Here is a 21,090-nt window from a genome sequence, read left to right on the forward strand (position 1 = left end):
CTTCGGCGCCAGTGGCAATCCGCTGTCCCCGATCGAGCGTCCCCGCCCGGCACACGAGACGACGCCTGCCGCTACGCGCGCATCGACTGCCGGTCACATTCCACCAGCCGAACTCGCGAACACGCCCCGCGCTCGCAGGAGCCCTTCGGGGGAGGCAAGAGTCGGCAAATTCTCATCACCGGCAGGCTCGGACCCTCATTCGCTACGGGCAGAGCCAGGCCGAATAGCCGACACTCGCAGACCGTAAAGATGCCGTCAATAAATAACTCCATCTGATTTATATTCGTTGACATGCCGCCGTGGCTGGTGTTCGATCTGGTCCACTGGTTGGCGTGGAGGTCGATCGGTGCCCGATATGCGCCCGGCGCGCTGTCGAAGATCAATTCTGGGAGGTAAATCTCGTGACATTCCGTTCGCTTCTTGCATCCTCGGCTCTTGTGGCAGCCACAATCTTTGCGGTTCCTGCCCTGGCACAGTCGGAAGACACCGTGTGCCTGATCACCAAGACTGACACCAACCCGTTCTTCGTCAAGATGAAAGAGGGCGCCGAGGCGAAGGCCAAGGAACTCGGCATCAACCTGCAGTCCTATGCCGGTCGCATCGACGGCGACACCGAAAGCCAGGTCGCCGCCATCGAAAGTTGCATCGCCGGCCGCGCCAAGGGCATCCTGATCACGCCCACCGACACCAAGGCCCTTGTGCCGATAGTCAAGAAGGCGCGTGATGCCGGCCTCCTGGTGATCGCCCTCGACACATCCTTCGAGCCGATCGACGCGGCCGACGCGACCTTCGCCACCGACAATTTCGAGGCCGGCAAGCTGATCGGCCAGTGGGCAAAGGCGACGCTCGGCGAGGATGCCAAGGACGCGCACATCGCCTTCCTCGACCTCATCCCGGCCCAGCCCTCTGTCGACGTCATGCGCGATCAGGGCTTCATGGAGGGCTTCGGCATCGACGTGAAGAACAAGAACGTCATCGGCGACGAGGACGATCCGCGCATCTCCGGCCACGACATCACCAATGGCAACGAGGAAGGCGGCCGTCAGGCGATGGAGAACCTTCTCCAGAAGGATCCCTCGATCAACGTCGTCTACACGATCAATGAGCCGGCGGCGGCCGGCGCCTATCAGGCGCTGAAGTCGCTGGGCAAGGATTCCGACACGCTGCTGGTCTCGATCGACGGCGGCTGCCCGGGCGTCCAGAACGTCAAGGAAGGCATCATCGGCGCGACGTCGATGCAGTATCCCCTGAAGATGGCCGCCCTCGGCGTCGAGGCGATCGCGAACTTCGTCAAGACCGGCGAGAAGCCGAAGACGACCGAGGGTCTGGACTTCACCAATACCGGCGTCGACCTGATCACCGACAAGCCGGTCGACGGCGTTCCCTCCAAGGATACGGCCTACGGCAGCGAGGCCTGCTGGGGCTGATCGGCCAGAGCCCGGACCGGACGGCGGCGACGATCGCCGTTTGGTCCCGCGACGATCCGAGGCGGTCGAAAGACGCGTGACCGCCGCCGGGACGGGCGACGCCGCCGCCCCTCCCGGCCATTCTCCGCGTCACCTCGGGAGGAGGATCGGCGATGAGCAAGCCCACGACGGAAACAACCGGCACGGCCAAACGGCGCGACGGCGAAAACGAGGATTTCGAGGCGGGTCTGTCGAAGAGCGATACGAGCGTCGCGAGCTTTGCCGGTCACCGCGGCCCGCTGAGCAACCTTCAGCATACGCTGCACGGCAATCCCACGCTCGTGCCGGTGATCGTGCTCGTGGTCGCCATCGCCTTCTTCGGCATCGTCGTCGGCAGCCGGTTCTTCAACCCGCTGACGATGACGCTGATTCTCCAACAGGTGACAATCGTCGGCATTATCGGCGTCGCCCAGACGCTGGTGATCCTCACCGCCGGCATCGACCTGTCGGTCGGGGCGATCATGGTGCTGTCCTCGGTCATCATGGGCCAGCTCGCCTTCCATTACGGCCTGCCTGGGCCGCTCGCGCTGGTCGCGGGCCTCGGCGTCGGCACGATCTGCGGCCTGATCAACGGTGCGCTTGTCGCGCTCGTGCGCCTGCCACCCTTCATCGTCACGCTCGGCACCTGGTTCGTCTTCGAGGCGACCAACTTCATCTATTCGGCGAACGAGACGATCCGCGCGCAGGACGTGGCCGCCAGCGCACCGATCCTGCAGTTCTTCGGCACCACCTTCCGCTTCGCAGGCGCGACCTTCACCACCGGCGCCGTGTTCATGGTGCTGCTGGTCGCCCTCTTCTGGTACATCCTCAACAATACCGCCTGGGGTCGGCACGTCTATGCCGTCGGCGACGACCAGGATGCCGCGCGCCTGTCAGGCATCAGCCTCTCCGGCACGCTGATCGCCGTCTACGCCACGGCGGGTCTGATCTGCGGTCTCGCCGGCTGGGCGATCATCGGCCGCCTCGGCTCGGTCTCGCCCACCTCCGGCTACGAAGCCAACATCCAGGCGATCACCGCCGTGGTGATCGGCGGCACCTCGCTGTTCGGCGGCCGGGGCTCGGTGGTCGGCACGCTGGTCGGTGCGCTGATCGTCGGCGTCTTCGCCATGGGCCTCAGGATCTGGGGCACCGATCCACAATGGACGCGACTTACCGTCGGCGCCCTCATCATCGCGGCCGTCGCCGCCGATCAATGGATCAGAAAGGTCTCGGCATGAGCCCCGTATCCGCAAAGCAGCCGATCCTGTCCGCCCGCAATCTCGTCAAGCGCTACGGCCGCGTGGTGGCGATGGACAATTGCGACTTCGACCTCTACCCGGGCGAAATCCTCGCCGTTATCGGCGACAACGGCGCCGGCAAGTCGACGATGATCAAGGCGCTGACCGGCGCGGTGAGGTCCGACAGCGGCACGATCCATCTGGAGGGCAAGCCGGTCTTCTTCGACCACCCGAACGCGGCGCGCGAAGCCGGGATCGAGACGGTCTACCAGCAGCTGGCGCTGTCTCCGGCCCTGTCGATCGCCGACAACATGTTTCTCGGCCGCGAGATCCGCCGGCGGGGCTTTGCCGGCAAATATCTGCGCATGCTCGACAAGCCGGCGATGCGCCAGACCGCGCGCGAGAAGCTCTCCGATCTCGGGCTCCTGACCATCCAGAACATCGACCAGGCGGTCGAGACCCTGTCGGGCGGCCAGCGTCAGGGCGTCGCCGTCGCCCGGGCGGCCGCCTTCGGCTCGAAGGTCCTGTTGCTCGACGAGCCGACCGCCGCCCTCGGCGTGAAGGAGTCGCGCAAGGTGCTAGACCTCATCCAGGAAGTGCGTTCGCGCGGTCTGCCCATCGTGCTCATCTCGCACAACATGCCGCATGTCTTCGAGATCGCCGACCGGATCCACATCCACCGGCTCGGCAAGCGGCTCTGCGTGATCGACCCGAAGACCGCGACGATGAACGACGCCGTGGCGCTGATGACCGGCGCCAAGGCGCCGGAGCAGATGGCGGTCTGATAGGCGGAAGGACGGCGGGACGACTGCGGTATCGCCGCCCTCGCCGGCCGTGTCTGAGACCGTTTTACGCCGCGATCATGCCCTTGCGGCGCAGGCCGTCCTGAAGGTCGGCCGCGCGCTGGCGGGCCGGTCCCTCCCCGCCCGCCCCCCTGGCGCCGGCGGTTCGGATCATCGCCATCGCCTGGAGCAGCTCGGCGGCCGCATCCTTGAGGCTGACGGCGACCGCCGCGGCTTCCTCGACCATCGCGGCGTTCTGCTGCGTCGTCTGGTCCATCTGGTTGATCGCGGTCGACACCTCGGCGATCGCGCTCGCCTGCGTGTTGGCGGTCTCAGCGATCTCGGAGACGCTGGCGGTGATCTCGCCGGAACGCGACACGATCTTCTCGAGAGCCGTGCCCGTGCTCGACACGAGCGCGACCCCGGAGGCGATCTCCTCCGAGCTCCGGTTGATCAGTTCCTTGATTTCCTTGGCCGCCTCGGCCGAGCGCTGCGCAAGGCCGCGCACCTCCTGGGCGACGACCGCGAAGCCCTTGCCGGCCTCGCCCGCACGGGCCGCCTCGACGCCGGCATTCAGCGCCAGGAGATTGGTCTGGAAGGCGATCTCGTCGATCACGCCGATGATCATGCCGATCTTGTTGGACGACTGCTCGATCCGTCCCATGGCGTCGACCGCCTTTTTGACGATCGCCTCGACCGTCTGTGCCTCCTGCATTGAGCTCGTCACCGTCTCGGACGCCTGGTGTGCCCGCTTCGAGGCGCTCTGCACGGAGTTCGAAAGTTCCTGCAACGCCGCCGTGGTCTCTTCGAGGCTTGCCGCCTGCTGCTCGGTCCGACGTGCGAGATCGTCCGAGGCGACGGAAATCTCGCCCGCGCCGGTGCCGACCGCGTCGGCGGAGCCGCGCACCGAGCCGACCATGTCGCCGAAGGCTTCCTGGGCGCGGTTGAAATTCTCCTTCAGCGCCTGGAACTCGGGCGGGAAATCGGCGGTGATCGGCTGCGACAGGTCGCCCTTGGCGAGCCGTTCCAGCGCCGATCCGACCTGGCCCATGACGCCCTTGCGGACCGCTTCGGCGCGTTCCTTCTCCGCCTCGATGCTCCTTTGTGCGGCTTCCCTGGTCAAGATGTCGAGATAGTTCGAGATCGACAGTTCCATGTCGATCAGCCCGACCCGGACAAGCGCGTCGAGCGATGCGCCGACTTCCTCCGCCTTGCCCTTGCCGAACATGCCTTTCGGCCAGAGCGCGACAGTCGCCTTGTGCACCATCGCGCCGAGCAGCCGTCCATAGCCGGCGACGAAATATTTCGGCTCAAGGCCGATCCGGGCATGGGCCGCGCCGATCTTGCGGGTGCGCTCGGCATGGGCGGCGTCGATCTCGCCGCGTGCGAGGGCCTGCCAATGCGCCCGTTGCTTGCCCTGGGCCATCTTCAGGTGCTGCTCGTCCGAAAAGAAGCTCCGCATCTTCGGATGCGCGCGCACGACCGCGTAGAAATCCTCGAGCGACTCGTCGAGGGACGCTTCGACGACCGGGGTGATCCGGCGGATGGCAGCCTTGGCGGCCTCGTCAAGTTCACCGATGGAAACGGCGGACAGATCTGCGGTTTGGCTTACGGACATATGGGTTCTCGACGCTGACGTCGACGGCCTCAGCACCCCTTGCGCATAGCCGCATCTCGACGGGTTGTTCGATTCGGAACATGCCGCCGGTCGATTAACAACGGATTGATCAAAGATGAAATCATTCACTCTTCGATGGCAGACAATTGCGACACTTTACTTATAATTGCGAAGCAGAAAGATCATCCGGCCATAGTGCTAGGTGCCTGCACCACGTCTTCCGCAAACAGACAGGCGGCGCGATGCCGGTCACCGACCGGGATCAGCGGCGGCGGGTTCTCGGCGCACACCGGCTGAGCGATCGGGCACCGCGTGCGGAAGGCGCAGCCGGACGGCGGGCGGATCGGGGACGGCGGATCGCCCTGCAGCACCGTGCGCTCACGTGCCCGTGCCACGACCGGGTCGGGGATGGGCGCCGCCGACAGGAGCGCCTTGGTATAGGGGTGGCCAGGGTTCTGGAAGACGTCCTTGCGCGGTCCGATCTCGACGACCCGGCCGAGATAGAGGACGAGGATCCGGTCCGAGACGAGGCGCACGACCGACAGGTCGTGGCTGATGAAGATCAGCGTCAGCCCCATCCGCTCCTTCAGCCCCTTGAGGAGGTTGACGATCTGCGCCTGGATCGAGACGTCGAGCGCCGAGACTGGCTCGTCGCAGACGATTAGTTTCGGCTCGGTCACGATCGCGCGGGCGATGCCGATGCGCTGAGCCTGGCCGCCGGAGAACTCGTGCGGATAGCGGTTGGCCATCTCCGGCGCGAGCCCGACCTCCTCCATCACCCGCGACACCCGTTCGCGCCGCTCCGCCCGGCCGAGGTCTGGCTCAGCGACCCTGAGCGGCTCGGCGATTATCTGGCCGACGGTCATGCGCGGATCGAGCGAGGCGATCGGGTCCTGGAAGATGATCGACAGGTCCCGCCGCGCCTTGCGCATCTCGCTGTCGGAGAGATCGGTCAGCGACCGGCCCTGCCAGACGATGCGGCCGCCCGTTGGTTCGATCAGCCGGAGGATGGAGCGGCCGAGCGTCGACTTCCCGCAGCCTGACTCGCCGACGATGCCGAGCGTCTCGCCCGCGACGAGGTCGAAGGAGACGTCGTTGACGGCGGTGAGGTGGACCGGCTTGGCGAAGAGGGACTTGCCGCGAAGCTCGAACACGGTCGACAGATGCTCGACCGACAGAAGCGTCTCAGCCATTCAGCGTCTCCGGTGTTCCGGCGCGTTCGCCGTGGTTCGGCCCGGCATCGACGAAGGGGAACCAGCAGGCCGCCCGTCGGCCCGGCTCCACCTCGGCGAGCGGCGGGCGTTCGCGCCGGCATTTGTCCTCGGCGAAGCGGCAGCGGGGATGGAAGGGGCAGCCCGTCGGCGGATGAATGAGATCCGGCGGCCGGCCGGGGATCGGCTCCACCGCCTCGACCTCGCGGTCGACGCGCGGGATCGAGCGGATCAGCGCCGCCGTGTAAGGCATCGCCGGACGCTCGAAAAGCGCATCGACCCCCGCCTCCTCGACCACGCGGCCGGCATACATGACCACCACCCGGTCCGCGATGCCGGCGACGACGCCGAGGTCGTGGGTGATCAGCACCAGCGCCGTGCCGAAATCTTCCGAGAGGTCGCGGAAGAGGTCGAGGATCTGCGCCTGGATGGTGACGTCGAGGGCCGTCGTCGGCTCGTCGGCGACGATCAGCTTCGGCCGGCACAGAAGCGCCATGGCGATGACGATGCGCTGGCGCATGCCGCCGGACAATTCGTGCGGATACTGGTCGATGCGCCGCTCGGCCTCCGGAATGCCCACCTTCTTCAGCATGGCCAGCGCCTCGGCCTCGGCCTCGCGCCGGATCATGCCGCGATGGATGGTCAGCGTCTCCGACAGCTGGCGCCTGATCTTCATGGCCGGGTTCAGCGCCGTCATCGGGTCCTGGAACACCATGGCCATATCGGCGCCGCGAATGCCGTCGAGCTCGCGCGGCGACAGCGACAGCAGATCGCGGCCTTCGAACAGCGCCTTGCCGTCGGTCTTCGCATTGCCGGCGAGAAGGCCGAAGACGCCGTTGAAGGTCTGGCTCTTGCCGGAGCCCGATTCGCCGACGACGGCCAGCGTCTCGCCGCGCGCGACGGCGATGTCGAGGCCGTTCACCGCCTTCACCGTCCCGTCGGGGGTGGCGAAGCGGATGGCGTAGTCGGAAAGCTGGAGAAGCGGCTGCGCGTCGCGTGTGTCGGACATTGCCATCACCGGTCCTTCGGGTCGAACGCGTCGCGCAGGCCGTCGCCGACGAAGGCGAAGGCGAGCAGCAGCGTGACGAGAATCCCGCCGGGGAAGAGGAGCAGCCAGTCGGCCGCCCCGATCGCCTTCGTGCCCTCGGAGATCAGCGTGCCCAGCGAGGTCAGCGGTTCCTGAACGCCGAAGCCGAGATAGGACAGGAAGCTCTCGGTGATGACGATCTCCGGAATGGTCAGCGTCGCATAGATGACCACCGGGCCGACCAGGTTCGGCACGATGTGCCTCAGGATGATCGGGAAGCTCGAGACGCCGGCGGCGCGCGCGGCCTCCACGAACTCCTTCTCCTTGAGCGACAGCGTCTGACCACGCACGATCCGCGCCATGGTCAGCCATTCCAGAAGGCCGATCGCGGCAAACAGCAGGAAGACGTCGCGGCCGAACATCACCATCAGGAGAATGACGAACAGGATGTACGGCAGGGCGTACATGACGTCGACGAAGCGCATCATGGCGGAATCGACGACGCCGCCGGCAAAGCCCGAGACCGCGCCGTAGAGAACGCCGACGCAGACCGAGACCGTGGTCGCGATGATCGCCACGAGGAGCGAGATCCGCGTGCCGTAGAAGCAGCGGGCGAGAAGGTCGCGGCCGTTCTGGTCGGTGCCGAAATAGTGGCCGGACTCGATCGAGGGCGGCGCGCCGAAGGCCGACCAGTCCGGCGTCTCGTAGTCGAAGGGGATGAGATAGGGCCCGACGAGAGCGGCGAGGATGATGAACACAAGGACGACCAGCGCCACCATCGCCGCGGCGTTCGAGCGGAACCTGCGCATGGCGTCGCGGGTGAGCGAACGCGGCTTGCCGCGCGGCAGATCCGCGTCCTCCTCGCGATCGATGAAGGCCTCTTCGAGCGCCCGGCGCTTGTCTGCGTAAAGGGTCATCGGCGCCGCACCTTCGGGTCGAGCCAAGCATAGGCGAGATCGACGAGGAGATTGAGGGCGACGATCAGCGCCATGTAGAAGATCACCGTACCGAGCACCATGCCGTAGTCGCGGTTGAGCGCGGCGTTGACGAAATAGCGGCCGATGCCGGGAATACCGAAGATCTGTTCCACCACGATCGACCCGGTGAGGAGATAGCCCGCCGCCGGCCCGAGATAGGAGACGACCGGGGTAAGCGCGGGACGGAGCGCATGGTTGAGGATCACGCGGCGTCCGCCGATCCCCTTCGCCCGCGCGGTCTTGATGAAGTTGGCGTTGAGCGTCTCGATCAGCGAGCCGCGCATCAGCCGCGAGATGCGCGCGATGTGCGGCAGCGCCAGCACGATCACCGGCATCAGGAGGAAGCGGAGCGATCCGTCGCCCCAGCCGCCCACCGGCAGCCAGGCGAGATGGACACCGAAGACGAGCTGCAGGATCGGCGCGACCAGGAAGTTCGGCACGACCAGCCCGGCCATCGCAATGGCGGCGATGAGATAGTCCGCCGACCGGTTCTTGTAGAGCGCGCCGTAGATGCCGGCCGCGATGCCGAGGACGACGGCGAGAAGAAAGGCCGAGCCGCCGAGGATCAGCGTGTAGGGCAGGCCGATGGCGATCTGCTGGCCGACGGTGAAGTCCTTGGTGACGAAGGACGGGCCGAGGTCGAGATGGATCAGCCGGCCGAGATAGCGCAAATACTGGACGACGAGCGGATCGTCGAGATGGTAGTAGGCGCGCAGGTTCGCCAGAACTTCCGGAGGCAGCGCCCGCTCCTGGTCGAACGGCCCGCCGGGCGCGAGCCGCAGGATGAAGAAGCAGGCGGTGATCGCGATCAGGATCACCGGGATCGTCGAAGCGAGCCGCTTCAGGACGAAGATCAGCATGTCAGGATCGTCTCGATTTTCGCCCGGGGCTCGTTGATCGGCCCCGGTGCGGGATGCATGCACCAACCGGCGCATGCCGATGGCCGGCCGGCGAACTCGTCGCCAGCCGGTCGTGGCGGTTGGCCTATTCGCTCATCGACATCCAGCGCGTGCGGTGCTTGTCGAAGACGTTGTCCTCGAAGCCCTTGATCTTCGGAGATACGATGTTCTCCGACAGGTAGAAGTAGATCGGCAGCGCGGCATCGTCGTCCAGCGCGATCTTCTCGGCGCTTTCCAGCGTCTCGGCGCGCTTTTCGAGGTCCTGCTGGGTCGAGGCCTCTTCGAGCAGGGCGTCGTATTTCTCGTTCGACCAGCGTCCGTAATTCATCTCGATACCGGTCTTCAGGAGGTCGAGGAAATTGACGGGATCGTTGAAGTCGGCGAGCCATCCGGCGCGGGCGACCTCGAAGGCGCCCTCGCGCAGATTGGCGTAGTGGACCTTCACCTCGGCGTTGACCAGGCTGACATTGATGCCGAGCGGCTTCCACATGGCGGCGATCGCGACGGCGATCCGCTTGTGGTTGTCGGAGGTGTTGTAGCTGAGCGTGATGTTCAGCGGCTTGTCAGGCCCGTAGCCAGCCTCGGCAAGGAGCTTCTTGGCTTCCTCGACGCGCTGCGGATAGGGCTCGTCCTTCCAGTCGAAGCGGGCGCCCTCCTCCGGATAGTTGTTCATGCCCGGAGGCACCCAGCCGAAGGCGGCGGGCTCGCCGGAGCCGAGCACCTTCGGGCCGATCGCCTCGCGATAGACCGCCATCGACAGCGCCTGGCGTACCTTGGCATTGTCGAAGGGCGGCTTGGAGGTGTTGAAGACGTAGTAGTAGAGGCCGGCGAAGGGCGCGAAATGCCCCTGCCCCGGCAGGTTCGCCTCGATGAACTTGAACTGGTCCTTCGGATAGTCGGTCATCCAGTCGATCTCGCCGGCCTGGTAGCGTCGGAAGCCGGCCGACACGTCCTCCATCGACAGGAAGCGGACGCCGTCGATGTCGAGATCCTTCACGTCGTACCACTGGTCGTTCTTGGCGGTGAGCACATGGCTGCCCGGCACCCACTCGACCGGCTTGTAGGGCCCGTCGGTGACGATGTTGCCGATCTTGACCCAGGCGTCGCCGACCTTGTCGACGAGGTGCTTGGGGATCGGATAGGCGGTGTAGTGCATCAACAGGCTTGGATAGTACGGCACCGCATGCTCGAGCGTGATCTGAAGCGTCTTGTCGTCGACCGCCTTGATGCCCAGCTCGGACGTATCCTTGATCTTGCCGGTGTTGATCGCCTCGGCGTTCTTCATCGGATATTGCAGATAGGCGTATTGCGCGGCGTTCTTCGGGTCCATCAGCCGGCGGAAGGCGAAGACGAAGTCCTCCGCCGTCACCGGCTCGCCGTCCGACCACTTCGCATCGTCCCGCAGCTTGAACGTATAGGTCAGGCCGTCGTCGGAGACCTCGTAGCTCTTGGCGACGCCCAGCACCGGCTTGGCGTTGGCATCCTCGGTGAACAGGCCCTCGTAGATGTCGCCCGCGACCCGGTCTTCCCAGTCGCCGGAAAGCTTCTGCGGATCGAGCGAGGTGACGTCGCCGCCATTGTAGACGACCATTTCCTTCGCCTCTGCAGCGCCAACCGCCAACAGGGTCGAGAGCGCCAGCGCGCCCGTGAATGTTCTGAACGAAAAGCTCATGGGAATCTGCCTCCACAAGTAGCGCCGGCGGCGCATCCTTGATGCGCATCTGTCGCGATTGGGGTCGCTGCTGTCCAGAGGGACACTGGGCAAAGATTGCGCAGCAACGGCCTGCGGAAAGTGCTGACGAAGCGTCATTAGCGGTTGCAAAAACGAGGCGGACAGCGGCTCCGCCCGCGATCGGACGGCGCGCGCACTGCCTATGACGCAAAGGAAAAAATTGTCGAAGCGTGACTGTGGATAGCGAGGATAAACCGGTTCGGCCGTGGTTTTCCGTCCATGGGTCGCGAAGTTGTGATCGAAAGGACGGCACCTCTCGTCTCAGCACGAGGAACGCCCCTCCCGGTCGCGTGGATCGATCCGGGCTGGACCGCATTCCTGCCGCGAACCAGCGTAGGAGCAAATCTTGAGCTACGATCTCTACTACTGGCCGATGGGGCCCGGACGCGGCGAGTATCCCCGGCTCGTCCTCGAAGCGGCGGAAGTCGCCTATCGCGACGTCGCACGGCTGGCGGAAAGCGAAGGCGGCGGCATGAAGGCGATGACGGCCTTCCTGTCGGGCGAGCGCGGTCCGCTCATTCCGTTCGCCCCGCCCTTCCTGATCGACGGCGATCTCGTGATCTCTCAGGCGGCGGAAACCTCCGCCTATCTCGGGGAGAAGCACGGGCTCGCACCGCTTCGCGAGGCCGACCGGCAGTTCGCCCGCTCGATCGCCTTCACCACCGCCGATCTCGTCGCCGAAGCGCACGACGTGCATCATCCGGTCGGCACGGGCCTCTATTACGAGGACCAGAAATCGGAATCCAAGCGCCGCGCGGAAGGCTTCCGCAACGAGCGCATCCCGAAATTCCTTGGCTGGTACGAGAAGCTCCTGTCGAACAACCCGGAGGGTCCGGACTTCCTCGTCGGCGACCGGCTGACCTATGCCGATCTCGGCCTGTTCCAGACATGGCTCGGGCTGGAATACGCATTCCCCCGGCGCATGGCGAACATCGCGGGCGACTATCCGAAGATCCGCAGCCTGGTGGAGCGCGTGTCGAGGCATGAGGCGGTCGCCGCCTATCTCGCCAGCGAGCGCCGCCTTCCCTTTAACGAAAGCGGCATCTTCCGGCACTATCCGGAGCTCGACGCGGAATAGCTGCCGGACAATAGCTGCCGGACAAACGAACGCCCCGGCGGAAGGCCGGGGCGCAAAAGCCTTTCAGATGGTTGGGCGGCAGGGCAAGCGCCCTGCCGATCCGCATCAGCTGGCGAGCTTGGAGGCGAAGAGGGCGAGTGCCTTCTGGTAGACGCCGGCCCTGTTCCAGTCGCGCAGGACCGAGAAGTTCGGCTGGCCCGGCTGGTAGCCGGCGCCCGGCTGCCAGCCGTGCTGGCGCAGGAAGTTCGCGGTCGAGGCGAGGACATCGGCCTTCGAATTGATCAGGTCGCGGCGGCCGTTGCCGTCGCCGTCCACGGCGAAGCGCAGATAGTTCTTGGCGAGAAACTGGGTCTGGCCGATTTCGCCGGCCCAGGCGCCGCGCATCTGGTTCGGGCGCATGTCGCCCCGATCGACGATGCCGAGCGCGGCGAGGAGCTCCTCAGTGAAGAAGTCCGAGCGGCGGCAGTCATAGGCGAGCGTCGCCAGCGAGTTGAAGACGTTCATGTTGCCGGAATTGGAGCCGAAGCCGGTCTCCATGCCCCAGATCGCGACCAGCACCTCCTTCTGCACGCCGTAGCGCTGCTCGATCGAATTGAGCAGCTGGCGGTTCTGCGAGATGATGCGCTTGCCCTTCGAGACGAAGGAGGCCGGCGCGCGCCGCGCCATGAAGGCGTCGAGCGACAGGTTCATCGAATGCTGATTGCGATCGAGGCTGATCACCTTGGAGGAGTACTGGGCCGGCATCAGCGCCGCCTCGACGGTGCGCTGGGAGATCCCGGCACGCACGGCCTCCTGGGCCATCTGCTGCTTCCACTGGTTGAACCCGCCGGCCGAGTTGCCGCACTGGGCTGCGAGCGCGGGCGCTGCCGAAAAGCCCGTTGCCAGGGCGGCGGCGGCGATGGCCGTCAGGAAGGTTCGTCTGAAATTCATGTCGCTTGTCCTCATTGGGCAAGGTCCACCGATCGGGGAGCGGCGGAAGGTTGATCGATTCTTGCGGGAAGCGGGCAGGCCGGACCGAACACACCGGCCACCCCGCACCGGGCCAACCAGCGCCCGCAGCCACCAGTCGGCAGAAGCAAGGGGCCGAAGGCTCCGGGCGGAGTGAAAACGCACCGCTTCCGCCGCGCCTGACCCCCGCATCACGCAACACCCCGCCTTCCTAGCCGATCGGCCCCCCATTGCGAAGGGCACAACCGCGACAGTTTCATGGCGGCGTCCCGAAAGCCGTTGACAGTGCCCCGGCCCGCGCACTAAATGCCGCTCGCAACGGTGGACGGGGCTGTAGCTCAGTTGGGAGAGCGCGTCGTTCGCAATGACGAGGTCAGCGGTTCGATCCCGCTCAGCTCCACCAATGCCTTCCTCTTTGCAGTGCCGGTATGGTTCTCGGTTCTTCGAGCCGAACCGAATGCGCGCGTCGATCGACGCGCTGCGCGAAAGCTGCCCGCGCGATCCGCTTCGTCGACGAGGTCGAGGCCCGCCCCGACCGGCACCATCCGATCGGCGAACCGATCTGCCACAGCGAATGGTTCGGGACCGGCGGGATGGACACAGAGACCATCCGGGGCTTCGTGCGACTGGCCACCGAGGGGCAGCCGCTGATCGGCATCCAGTCCTTCATCGGCGCCGATCTCGGCGCGATCCGCCACGCGGCCGGGCTCGACTGACCGTCAGGTGCCGGACGAGGCGGATGTGCCGGCGCCCGTCACATCGGCCGCGTCCTTCCCGCTGCCGAACAGGGTAGCCGTCAGCCAGTCGGGCGCAACCGGCTTTTCACAAGCCGGGACATTCGCGAAACGTTCCGGAAGCAGCGAGCAGTCGTAGCCCGTGGCGAAGACGAACGGCACGCCGCGCGATATCAGCGCGTCGGCGACCGGGAAGCTCAACTCGCCGCGCAGGTTGATGTCGAGCACGGCGCCGTCGAGCTGCGCCTCGCCCTCGACTGCGGCCAGCGCCTCCGCGAGTGTCGCCACCGGCCCGGCCACCGTGGCGCCGGCCTCGGTGAACAGCAGCATCATGTCCTCCGCGAGGAAGTAGTCGTCCTCGACGATCAGGATTCTGCGCCCCTTCAGCATCCCTCAAGCGCCTCGCTGCCGCTTGGTCAGCGGAATGTCGATCGTGCAGCGCACGCCGCTGTCCCCGATCTTGTAACTTGTGCGGGCGCCGAGCGCATAGGGCAAGGCCCGTTCGATGAGATCCCTCCCGAAGCCGCTGTGGGCGGTTCCGTTTCGCGCATCCGGAGTCGGGGAGGATTCCTCGGTCCAGTCGATGACGAGCCGGGGGCCATCCTGGCGGCTCTCCTCGTGCCACTCGATGTCGAGCCGCCCTCCCGAGACGGAAAGCGCCCCGTATTTGCGGGCATTGGTGGCCAGTTCGTGGAGTGCGAGGGCGAGCGTCTGGACGGTCGAATTGCGCAAGGCAACGCGCGGTCCGGCCATCCGGACCCGCTCTCCCAGATCGGCGGCCCCGAGCGCATCCAACTCGGCCTCGAGCAGGGCCGTGATGGTGATCGGCTCGCGATCGGAGCGCGACAACAGGCTCTGGACCCTCGACAGTGCCGCCAGCCGGTGTCTGAGTTCTTCCCGAAACTCCTCCATGCTCGCGCTGGCACTGATCGTCTGGTCGGCGATCGATTGCACGACCGCCAGAAGATTGCGGGTCCGGTGCTGGAGTTCGGCGACCATGACCTGCTGGCGCTCGTTCCATCCGCGGCGCTCGGTCACGTCTTCGACGACGCCGATCATGCGGATCGCGCGGCCCGCGTCGTCATAGTGGAACGAGCCGCGCGCAAAGCACCAGCGGATCGCGCCGTCGGGATGGACGACCCGGTATTCCCGCTCGAACGGCTCCTGCTCGCGCCGGGCGGCATCGAGCGCCTCGATCACGCTCTTCCGGTCGTCGGGATGGACGCTTTCGAGCCATCTCCCCTCGCTCGGCCGGGTCGCTCCGACGCCCAGACCGAGAATGCGGTACATGTTGTCCGACCAGGCGGTTTCGCCGGTGAGGAGCTGCTGGTCCCAGGTGGCGAGGCCGCCGACATCGAGCGCCAGGCGCAGACGCTCCTCGCTGGCACGCAGCGCCTCTTCCGCCAGTTTCCCCGACGTGACGTCGGTGGCGGCGCCGAACCATTCCACGACTTCGCCGGCCTCGTCGAGGATCGGAATGGCACGCGACAGCGTCCAGCCGGAAGTGCCGTCGGCGCGACGCACGCGGTGCTCCAGCTCGAAGACACCCTTTCTGCCGATCGCCTCGGCGATCGCCGCGCGCACCTTCGGCTGCTCTTCCGGCAGGATGTACTGTTCCAGCCAATCGCCGGTCGGCTCCTCGGTATCGGCCAGAAAGCCGCCGCCGAAGAGCTGGCGCATCTGGTCCCAGCGTGGGCTCATCCGGTAGAGGCTCTGCGAACTCGCCTGGACCAGGGCCCGGAAGCGGCTCTCGGAATCCCTGAGGTCGCGTTCCGCCCTGACCCGGTCGGTGATGTCGATGAAGGTAAGGACGGTGCCGCTGATGCGGTCCTCGACCGTCCGGTAGGGACGCAGCCGCATCATGTACCAGCGGCCGTCCTTGGTCTGGACCTCGCTCTCGACCGGCGTCAGGGCGCGCAGCACCCGTGAAACGTCGGCCTCGATCTCCCCATAGGTGAGGCGGTGGGTGAAGTCGGTGATGGCGCGGCCGATGTCGCTGTCGGTGATGTTGAAGAGATCGACCACCGGCGGGGTGAACATCCGGATCCGGAGCTTGGCGTCGAGGAACAGCGTGCCGATCTCTGTCGCGGCCGTCAGGTTCTGCAGGTCGCTATGGGCCGTCGAGATGCTTTCGAGCTTGTTCTTGAGCTCCACATTGACGGTCTGCAATTCCTCGTTGATCGACTGGAGCTCCTCCTTGGAGGTCTCCAGCTCCTCGGAGGTGGACCGGTATTCCTCGTTGATCGATTGCAGCTCTTCATTGGCCGCGCGCAGATCCTGGATCGCCGCCTCATGCTCGTTGCGGCTGGCGATCAGAGCCTCCTGCGACGACTTCAGCTCCGCATAGAGCCGGCGGACCTCGTCCGGCCGGCCTGCCGTCTCCGGCACCGGCTCCTCCGTTTCCGGCACCGGACCGGTGTCGATGAAGAATACCAGCGCCTGGACCGGCGGCTGGCCGTCGGCGAGGATCGGCGCGACGTGCATGACCACCCGGTGCTGGCGCCCGTCGAAGTCCACCGGCACGGGATGGGTGAGGCTCGCCTGCTTCAGATCGAAGGCCTTGTCGAGGGCGAGCTTCAGGTCGAGGCGCAGCTCCGGACGGACGACGACGGTGATGCGCGAGGTGAACGGGCCGGCCGAGTGCTGGATGAAGCGCCCGGCGGTCGGCGACAGGTGCAGGACGTTGTGGCTCTCGTCGACGATGACGCTCGGCGGCGCGCTGCGCTCCAGCGCCGCGGAATGCGCCTCGCCCGGCCCCTCGCCCCGGCGTTCGCGCGGGTTCTGCCGGGCGGCCTGAAAGCGCATCGTGCCGGCGTCGGCGGGCAGCTGCGGCAGGAGCGGCAGACCGTGCGCCGTGCGCGGCCGGCTGCGATAGATCCGCGCCTCCCGCTCGAGCGGCATGAACAAATCGCCCGCGGCGTCGGCCGTCTCGGCCGAGCCGAGAAACAGGAAGCGGCCCGGCTTCAGGCCGTAGTGGAACAGGGCGCAGAGCTGCTCCTGCAGCGAGCGCTCGAGATAGATCATCAGATTGCGGCAGGTGATCAGGTCGAGCCGCAGGAAGGGCGGGTCCTTCAACACGCTGTGCGAGGCAAACAGCACCACTTCGCGCAATTCCTTGCGCACCCGGTAGTGGCTGCCCTCGTCGATGAAGAAGCGCTTCAGCCGCTCCGCGGAGACGTCCGCCTCGATCGAACGGGGATAGCGCCCCTCGCGCGCCGTCGCCAGCGCGCCCTCGTCGAGATCGGTGGCGAAGATCTGCATCGGCACCTTTTCCCGGCGCAGTGCCGCCTCCTCCAGGAGCAGCATGGCGACGCTGTAGGCCTCTTCGCCGGTGGCGCATCCGACCGTCCAGACCCGGAGGCCTTCCTCCGGCACATCCTCGAACAGGGGGCAGATGGCCGTCTTGTGCAGCGCCTCGAAGGAGGGCGGATCGCGGAAGAACATCGTCACCGAGATCAGAAGGTCGGCGAACAGCTCCTGCGCCTCCTCCGGCGCCTCGCGCAGATACTCGGCATATTGCGGCAGGCTGGCCATGCGGCAGACATGCATGCGGCGCATCACCCGCCGCAGCACCGTCGCCCGCTTGTAGCTGCCGAAATCATGTCCGGTCCGCGCCCTGAGATAGCCGATGATGCGCCGCAGATCGTTGGCGGCGGCGTCGTAGTCGAGCGAGCGCACCGCCTCCTTGCTGCGGGCGACCTCGGCGATGCGTTCCGTCAGGCTTGAGATCGTTCCGATGAAGTCGGCGACCCCCGTCGCAATCGCGCTCTGCGGCATCGACGGAAACTCGGCATCGGCCGGATCCTGGACGAAGACGACCCCGCCCGCCTCCTTCATGGCCCGCACGCCGTTCGCTCCGTCCGAACCGGCCCCGGTGAGGATCACCGCCATGCCGTCGCCGCGGGCCGCCGCGATCGAACGGAAGAACATGTCGATCGGCGCACGCCGACCGCGCGGCTCGCTGAACGGACGGGCGGTGACGTTGTCGCCGTCGATCACCAGTTCGCGGTCCGGCGGAATGACGAAGACGCAATTGGGGCTGAGCTGCGGGCCGTCGCCGACCTGGTGCACCGGCATCTTGGTGCACAGCGACAGGATCTCGCTCATCGAGCTCGGATGGTCCGGCGAGAGATGAACAATCACGACATAGGCGAGCCCGAGATCGTCCGGCACATGGCGGAAGAATTCGCGCAGGGCGCCGACGCCCCCCGCCGACGCTCCGATCGCGCAGACCGGTGTGTGGCGCTTCATCCGCTCGAGAGCGGTCGCTTGGTCTTCGGACAAGGAGGCTCCTTCATCGCCGTCGTGCGGCCGGTCGCAGGAGGCCGGGCTCCTCGCCGTCTTGCGCCAGCAGCCCCGTGGCCGCGACGCTGCGAATCGCCGCGGACGCTCTTCGCACCTTCTGCAATGACAATGACTTGTTCTGCAATGACAATGACTTGCCCCCGGCGGCAAGTCATTTCAGCAACGCCGCGACGCCCGCCGTGTCCGGCAGAGTTCGATGGACCGTCTAGGCGTCGACGCCGGCCGGGAGGGAGCGGGCGAAGACGTTCGGATCGAACGGCTTCTGCCAGCGCGGGCAATCGCGAAACCGGTCTGGAATCAGCGCGCCGTCATAGCCGGTCGCAAAGACACAGAGGATTTCGCGCCGGACGAGCTCGTCGGCGAGATCGTAGACGAGTTCGCCGCGCAGGTTCACATCGAGCACCGCGACATTGATGTCGGGGGTCCTGGACAACTGCTCCCACGCTTCGGCAGGCGACGGCACCGGGCCGGCCACCCTCGCGCCGAGCCGTTCCAATGCGCCGCGGAGGTCGTCCGCCACGTAGTATTCGTCCTCCACGACGAGAACGGTGCGCCCTTCCAACCTTTTGTGAAGGTCGATCATGCGCTCTTCCCTCCTTTTGCAGCCAGCTGGCGAAACAATCTTGCCGGTCGAAGGCTCCCGCCTTGCTCGACCCTTGCGACTATAGGTGTTCTCTTTCGACCACCTTTCCAGCTAGGATGCATCGAAGCGCCCTCATACGGACAAGATCGCCGCGTGGCCGACTTTCATCTGATCCGGAAACTCAGCCATTTCACGAGGCTGTCCGAAGCCGACAAACGGGTTCTCAGCGAGCTGTGCGAGAGCCGGGTGCGGGTATTCCGGCCGCGCGAAAACCTGATCCTGGAAGGCGACCGTCCGCAGTACATCAATCTCTTTCTCGACGGCTGGGCCTGCCGCTACAAGGATCTGGAAAACGGCAAGCGCCAGATCCTGTCACTGTTCATCCCCGGCGATCTCTGCGACGTCAACATCTTCATCCTGAAGCAGATGGATCACTCGATCGCGGCCATCACGCCGGCCAGGGTCGCCGAGATCTCCCGTTCGGCCTTCGAGGCCGTCATCGCGGACTATCCGCGGGTGACGCAGGCGCTTTGGTGGGAAACCCTGGTCGCCGTCGCGATCCAGCGGGAATGGACGGCGAGCCTTGGCCAGCGCGACGCCCGCGAGCGCGTCTGCCACCTCCTGTGCGAACTGTTCGTGCGGCTTCGCTGCGTCGGTCTCACCGCGGGTAACACCTGTCCACTGCCGCTGTCGCAGAGCGAGATCGGCGAGGCGACCGGCCTCACGACGGTCAGCGTCAACCGCGTCCTTCAGGAACTGCGCCGGTCGAACCTCATCTCTCTCAAGGGCCGGATCCTGACGGTGCCCGATCTGGAGAAACTGAAGGCGGTCGCGATGTTCAACGCGAACTACCTGCATCTCGAGAGAGACGGGGACAATCTGGCGGCAAACTTTTAGCCGGGTATCGAACTCTTTCCTCGCGCGCCTCGCGCGGCAGATGAGCATGCGCAACAGCGTCCGGAAAGGGGCATGATTGGAGGAGCGTGAATTTTGACGACAAAGCGCACCGCCTCCGCGTCGGGCTGGACCTTTCCGGGAGGTCCGTCCGCGCAGGGGCTCCGTTCGCATGACTGGGCCGGCACCGCTCTCGGCGACATCGGGGGCTGGGCACCGAACCTCAGAACCGCCGTCGACATCTGTCTCGGCTCGCCCTTTCCCTGCCTGATCTGGTGGGGGACGAGCCTCGTTCAGATCCCGAACGCCGCCGCCTGCGCCCTGCGGGCGGATCTTGCGGAGCGGCTGGGCACGCCGGCCGCGACCGTCTGGGCGGCCGCCTGGCAGTCGCTCGGGCCAAAAGTGGCGGACCTCTGCGCCCTGGAGTGCGAAGCGGACGGAGACATCTTCGAACTCGGCTTCGGCGAGGACGACGAGGAGACCCGCGCGATCTCCTTTTGGGCCACCGTGATCCGGGACCAGAGCGGGAACGTCGCCGGACTGTTCCTGGCCGCGACGCCGCGCGGCCCGGTGGAAGGGAGGGCCGCGGACCCCGAGCCATCAAGCGGGGAACCGCCCGGGTCCGAGACACGCGAAACGCGCCGGCGGCTGAAGACGCTGGTCGAGAGCATCCCGCAGCTCGTCTGGTCCGGAGATTCGAACGGAAACTGGAACTGGGCGAGCCCGCAATGGGAGGCGTTCACCGGGCTTTCGGCACAGGCGAGCCTCGGCCGCGGCTGGCTCGAGGCGGTTCATCCAGAGGATCGGGCGGTGGCGGAGGCGGTCTTCGCGAAGGCGAGTTCCTCCAGGAGCTTCGACGTCGACTACCGCCTCCGCGAGGCAAGCGGGCGCTATCGCTGGTTCCAGACGCGCGCCACGCCATCCTTCGACGAGGCCGGTACGATCGTCGAATGGTTCGGAACCTCGACCGACGTCGACGATCTGAAGCGGTTGCAGGAGCACGAGCGGTGGCTGCTCGGCGAATTGCAGCACCGGGTCCGCAACTCGCTCGCCGTCATCCGGTCGATCGCCCGCAGGACGGCCGACACCAGTGAGACGGCCGAAGACTACGCCATGCATTTCGAGGGCCGGCTCGACTCCTTCGCCCGCGTCCAGGCTGCGGCAACGCACAATCCCGGGACGGATCTCTCCCTGCTCGACCTCGTCGCGGACGAACTGGTCGCGGCAACCGCCCGCGAGGGGGAGAACGTGAGCATCAAGGGTCCGCCGGTCCGGCTGGCGCTCGATCAGGCCGAGATCTTCGGCCTCGCGGTCCACGAACTGACCACCAACGCCATCAAATTCGGCGCCCTGTCGGAGCCGGGCGGCCATATCGCGGTGCGCTGGCAGATCGAGAGCGACGACGAAAAGACCATGCAATTCTCCTGGAAGGAGACCGGCGTCACCATGGACCCCGAAGCGCCGCGCCGCCACGGCTTCGGGATGGAAATGCTCCAACGCACGCTACGCTACCAGCTGAGCGCAAGCGCGAGCATCGCCTTCGAGCCGGGCGGGCTGTCGTGCCGGATTACGATGCCGCTTCGCGGCTGAAGCCGGCAGAAATCGGGCCGGCTCCAGCT

17 protein-coding genes and 1 tRNA gene are annotated in these 21,090 nt (G+C 66.3%); 8 read left to right on the forward strand and 10 right to left on the reverse strand.

The window, feature by feature from the left end:
* Positions 1-401 precede the first annotated feature (401 nt).
* The 3 genes from LH400_RS06305 to LH400_RS06315 all read left to right on the forward strand — a co-directional run bounded on the left by LH400_RS06305 (position 402) and on the right by LH400_RS06315 (position 3,468).
* Complete coding sequence (locus tag LH400_RS06305; RefSeq protein WP_229151823.1) at positions 402-1,427, forward strand: sugar ABC transporter substrate-binding protein; 1,026 nt, start codon at positions 402-404, stop codon at positions 1,425-1,427.
* A gap of 152 nt (positions 1,428-1,579) precedes the next feature.
* Complete coding sequence (locus tag LH400_RS06310) at positions 1,580-2,683, forward strand: ABC transporter permease (RefSeq protein ID WP_229151824.1); 1,104 nt, start codon at positions 1,580-1,582, stop codon at positions 2,681-2,683.
* The gene (locus tag LH400_RS06315; RefSeq protein WP_229151825.1) at positions 2,659-3,468 is read left to right on the forward strand and encodes an ATP-binding cassette domain-containing protein; all 810 of its coding nucleotides are present in this window, start codon (positions 2,659-2,661) and stop codon (positions 3,466-3,468) included. The genes LH400_RS06310 and LH400_RS06315 overlap by 25 nt, the downstream gene beginning before the upstream one ends.
* A 64-nt stretch (positions 3,469-3,532) precedes the next feature.
* On the opposite strand, the gene LH400_RS06320 is transcribed toward LH400_RS06315, so the two are convergent.
* The 6 genes from LH400_RS06320 to LH400_RS06345 all read right to left on the reverse strand — a co-directional run bounded on the left by LH400_RS06320 (position 3,533) and on the right by LH400_RS06345 (position 10,869).
* Positions 3,533-5,083 carry a methyl-accepting chemotaxis protein gene (locus tag LH400_RS06320; RefSeq protein ID WP_229151826.1) on the reverse strand — a complete coding sequence of 517 codons (1,551 nt, stop codon included), beginning with the start codon at positions 5,081-5,083 and terminating at the stop codon, positions 3,533-3,535.
* A gap of 182 nt (positions 5,084-5,265) precedes the next feature.
* Complete coding sequence (locus LH400_RS26170; protein ID WP_229151827.1) at positions 5,266-6,276, reverse strand: ABC transporter ATP-binding protein; 1,011 nt, start codon at positions 6,274-6,276, stop codon at positions 5,266-5,268.
* Positions 6,269-7,303 carry an ABC transporter ATP-binding protein gene (locus LH400_RS06330; RefSeq protein WP_229151828.1) on the reverse strand — a complete coding sequence of 345 codons (1,035 nt, stop codon included), beginning with the start codon at positions 7,301-7,303 and terminating at the stop codon, positions 6,269-6,271. The genes LH400_RS26170 and LH400_RS06330 overlap by 8 nt, the downstream gene beginning before the upstream one ends.
* 5 nt (positions 7,304-7,308) lie before the next feature.
* Positions 7,309-8,238: an ABC transporter permease gene (locus LH400_RS06335; protein WP_229151829.1), complete on the reverse strand. Its 930-nt coding sequence runs from the start codon at positions 8,236-8,238 to the stop codon at positions 7,309-7,311.
* Positions 8,235-9,158: an ABC transporter permease subunit gene (locus tag LH400_RS06340; protein WP_229151830.1), complete on the reverse strand. Its 924-nt coding sequence runs from the start codon at positions 9,156-9,158 to the stop codon at positions 8,235-8,237. The genes LH400_RS06335 and LH400_RS06340 overlap by 4 nt, the downstream gene beginning before the upstream one ends.
* Positions 9,159-9,282: 124 nt before the next feature.
* Positions 9,283-10,869: a peptide ABC transporter substrate-binding protein gene (locus LH400_RS06345; protein ID WP_229151831.1), complete on the reverse strand. Its 1,587-nt coding sequence runs from the start codon at positions 10,867-10,869 to the stop codon at positions 9,283-9,285.
* A 406-nt stretch (positions 10,870-11,275) separates the two neighbouring features.
* Here LH400_RS06345 and LH400_RS06350 point away from each other — a divergent pair, with 406 nt between their 5' ends.
* Entirely contained in the window at positions 11,276-12,007 is a 732-nt protein-coding gene (locus LH400_RS06350) for a glutathione S-transferase (RefSeq protein ID WP_229151832.1), read from the forward strand.
* Positions 12,008-12,112: 105 nt separating this feature from the next.
* Here LH400_RS06350 and LH400_RS06355 read toward each other — a convergent pair whose 3' ends face one another.
* Complete coding sequence (locus tag LH400_RS06355) at positions 12,113-12,937, reverse strand: lytic murein transglycosylase (protein ID WP_229151833.1); 825 nt, start codon at positions 12,935-12,937, stop codon at positions 12,113-12,115.
* A 345-nt stretch (positions 12,938-13,282) separates the two neighbouring features.
* Between LH400_RS06355 and LH400_RS06360 the strand changes: the two genes are divergently transcribed.
* Together LH400_RS06360 and LH400_RS25975 are read left to right on the forward strand one after the other, a co-directional pair.
* Positions 13,283-13,358: transfer RNA gene (locus tag LH400_RS06360), tRNA-Ala, on the forward strand.
* A 190-nt stretch (positions 13,359-13,548) separates the two neighbouring features.
* Positions 13,549-13,671, forward strand: a complete 123-nt coding sequence (locus LH400_RS25975) for a hypothetical protein (protein ID WP_255616850.1) — start codon at positions 13,549-13,551, stop codon at positions 13,669-13,671.
* Between the two features lie 3 nt (positions 13,672-13,674).
* Here LH400_RS25975 and LH400_RS06365 read toward each other — a convergent pair whose 3' ends face one another.
* The 3 genes from LH400_RS06365 to LH400_RS06375 all read right to left on the reverse strand — a co-directional run bounded on the left by LH400_RS06365 (position 13,675) and on the right by LH400_RS06375 (position 18,577).
* Positions 13,675-14,079: a response regulator gene (locus tag LH400_RS06365; protein ID WP_229151834.1), complete on the reverse strand. Its 405-nt coding sequence runs from the start codon at positions 14,077-14,079 to the stop codon at positions 13,675-13,677.
* 3 nt (positions 14,080-14,082) lie between these two features.
* Positions 14,083-17,973: a chemotaxis protein CheB gene (locus LH400_RS06370; protein WP_229151835.1), complete on the reverse strand. Its 3,891-nt coding sequence runs from the start codon at positions 17,971-17,973 to the stop codon at positions 14,083-14,085.
* A gap of 226 nt (positions 17,974-18,199) precedes the next feature.
* Positions 18,200-18,577 (reverse strand): response regulator, encoded by a 378-nt coding sequence (locus LH400_RS06375; protein WP_229151836.1) that lies wholly within the window; start codon positions 18,575-18,577, stop codon positions 18,200-18,202.
* Positions 18,578-18,730: 153 nt separating this feature from the next.
* Here LH400_RS06375 and LH400_RS06380 point away from each other — a divergent pair, with 153 nt between their 5' ends.
* Positions 18,731-19,474, forward strand: a complete 744-nt coding sequence (locus tag LH400_RS06380) for a Crp/Fnr family transcriptional regulator (protein WP_229151837.1) — start codon at positions 18,731-18,733, stop codon at positions 19,472-19,474.
* Positions 19,475-19,567: 93 nt separating this feature from the next.
* Complete coding sequence (locus LH400_RS06385) at positions 19,568-21,061, forward strand: sensor histidine kinase (protein WP_229151838.1); 1,494 nt, start codon at positions 19,568-19,570, stop codon at positions 21,059-21,061.
* Positions 21,062-21,090 lie beyond the last annotated feature (29 nt).

The organism is Jiella soli (assembly GCF_020615385.1).
Taxonomy (GTDB): Bacteria; Pseudomonadota; Alphaproteobacteria; order Rhizobiales; family Rhizobiaceae; genus VKMB-3413.

What these genes read in the sequence shown, in the direction of transcription:
- LH400_RS06310 (WP_229151824.1), top strand. Translation starts at nt 1,580, where the DNA reads ATGAGCAAGCCCACGACGGAAACAACCGGCACGGCCAAACGGCGCGAC.
- LH400_RS06315 (WP_229151825.1), top strand. Translation starts at nt 2,659, where the DNA reads ATGGATCAGAAAGGTCTCGGCATGAGCCCCGTATCCGCAAAGCAGCCG.
- LH400_RS06320 (WP_229151826.1), bottom strand. Translation starts at nt 5,083, where the DNA reads ATGTCCGTAAGCCAAACCGCAGATCTGTCCGCCGTTTCCATCGGTGAA.
- LH400_RS26170 (WP_229151827.1), bottom strand. Translation starts at nt 6,276, where the DNA reads ATGGCTGAGACGCTTCTGTCGGTCGAGCATCTGTCGACCGTGTTCGAG.
- LH400_RS06330 (WP_229151828.1), bottom strand. Translation starts at nt 7,303, where the DNA reads ATGTCCGACACACGCGACGCGCAGCCGCTTCTCCAGCTTTCCGACTAC.
- LH400_RS06335 (WP_229151829.1), bottom strand. Translation starts at nt 8,238, where the DNA reads ATGACCCTTTACGCAGACAAGCGCCGGGCGCTCGAAGAGGCCTTCATC.
- LH400_RS06340 (WP_229151830.1), bottom strand. Translation starts at nt 9,158, where the DNA reads ATGCTGATCTTCGTCCTGAAGCGGCTCGCTTCGACGATCCCGGTGATC.
- LH400_RS06345 (WP_229151831.1), bottom strand. Translation starts at nt 10,869, where the DNA reads ATGAGCTTTTCGTTCAGAACATTCACGGGCGCGCTGGCGCTCTCGACC.
- LH400_RS06355 (WP_229151833.1), bottom strand. Translation starts at nt 12,937, where the DNA reads ATGAATTTCAGACGAACCTTCCTGACGGCCATCGCCGCCGCCGCCCTG.
- LH400_RS25975 (WP_255616850.1), top strand. Translation starts at nt 13,549, where the DNA reads ATGGACACAGAGACCATCCGGGGCTTCGTGCGACTGGCCACCGAGGGG.
- LH400_RS06365 (WP_229151834.1), bottom strand. Translation starts at nt 14,079, where the DNA reads ATGCTGAAGGGGCGCAGAATCCTGATCGTCGAGGACGACTACTTCCTC.
- LH400_RS06375 (WP_229151836.1), bottom strand. Translation starts at nt 18,577, where the DNA reads ATGATCGACCTTCACAAAAGGTTGGAAGGGCGCACCGTTCTCGTCGTG.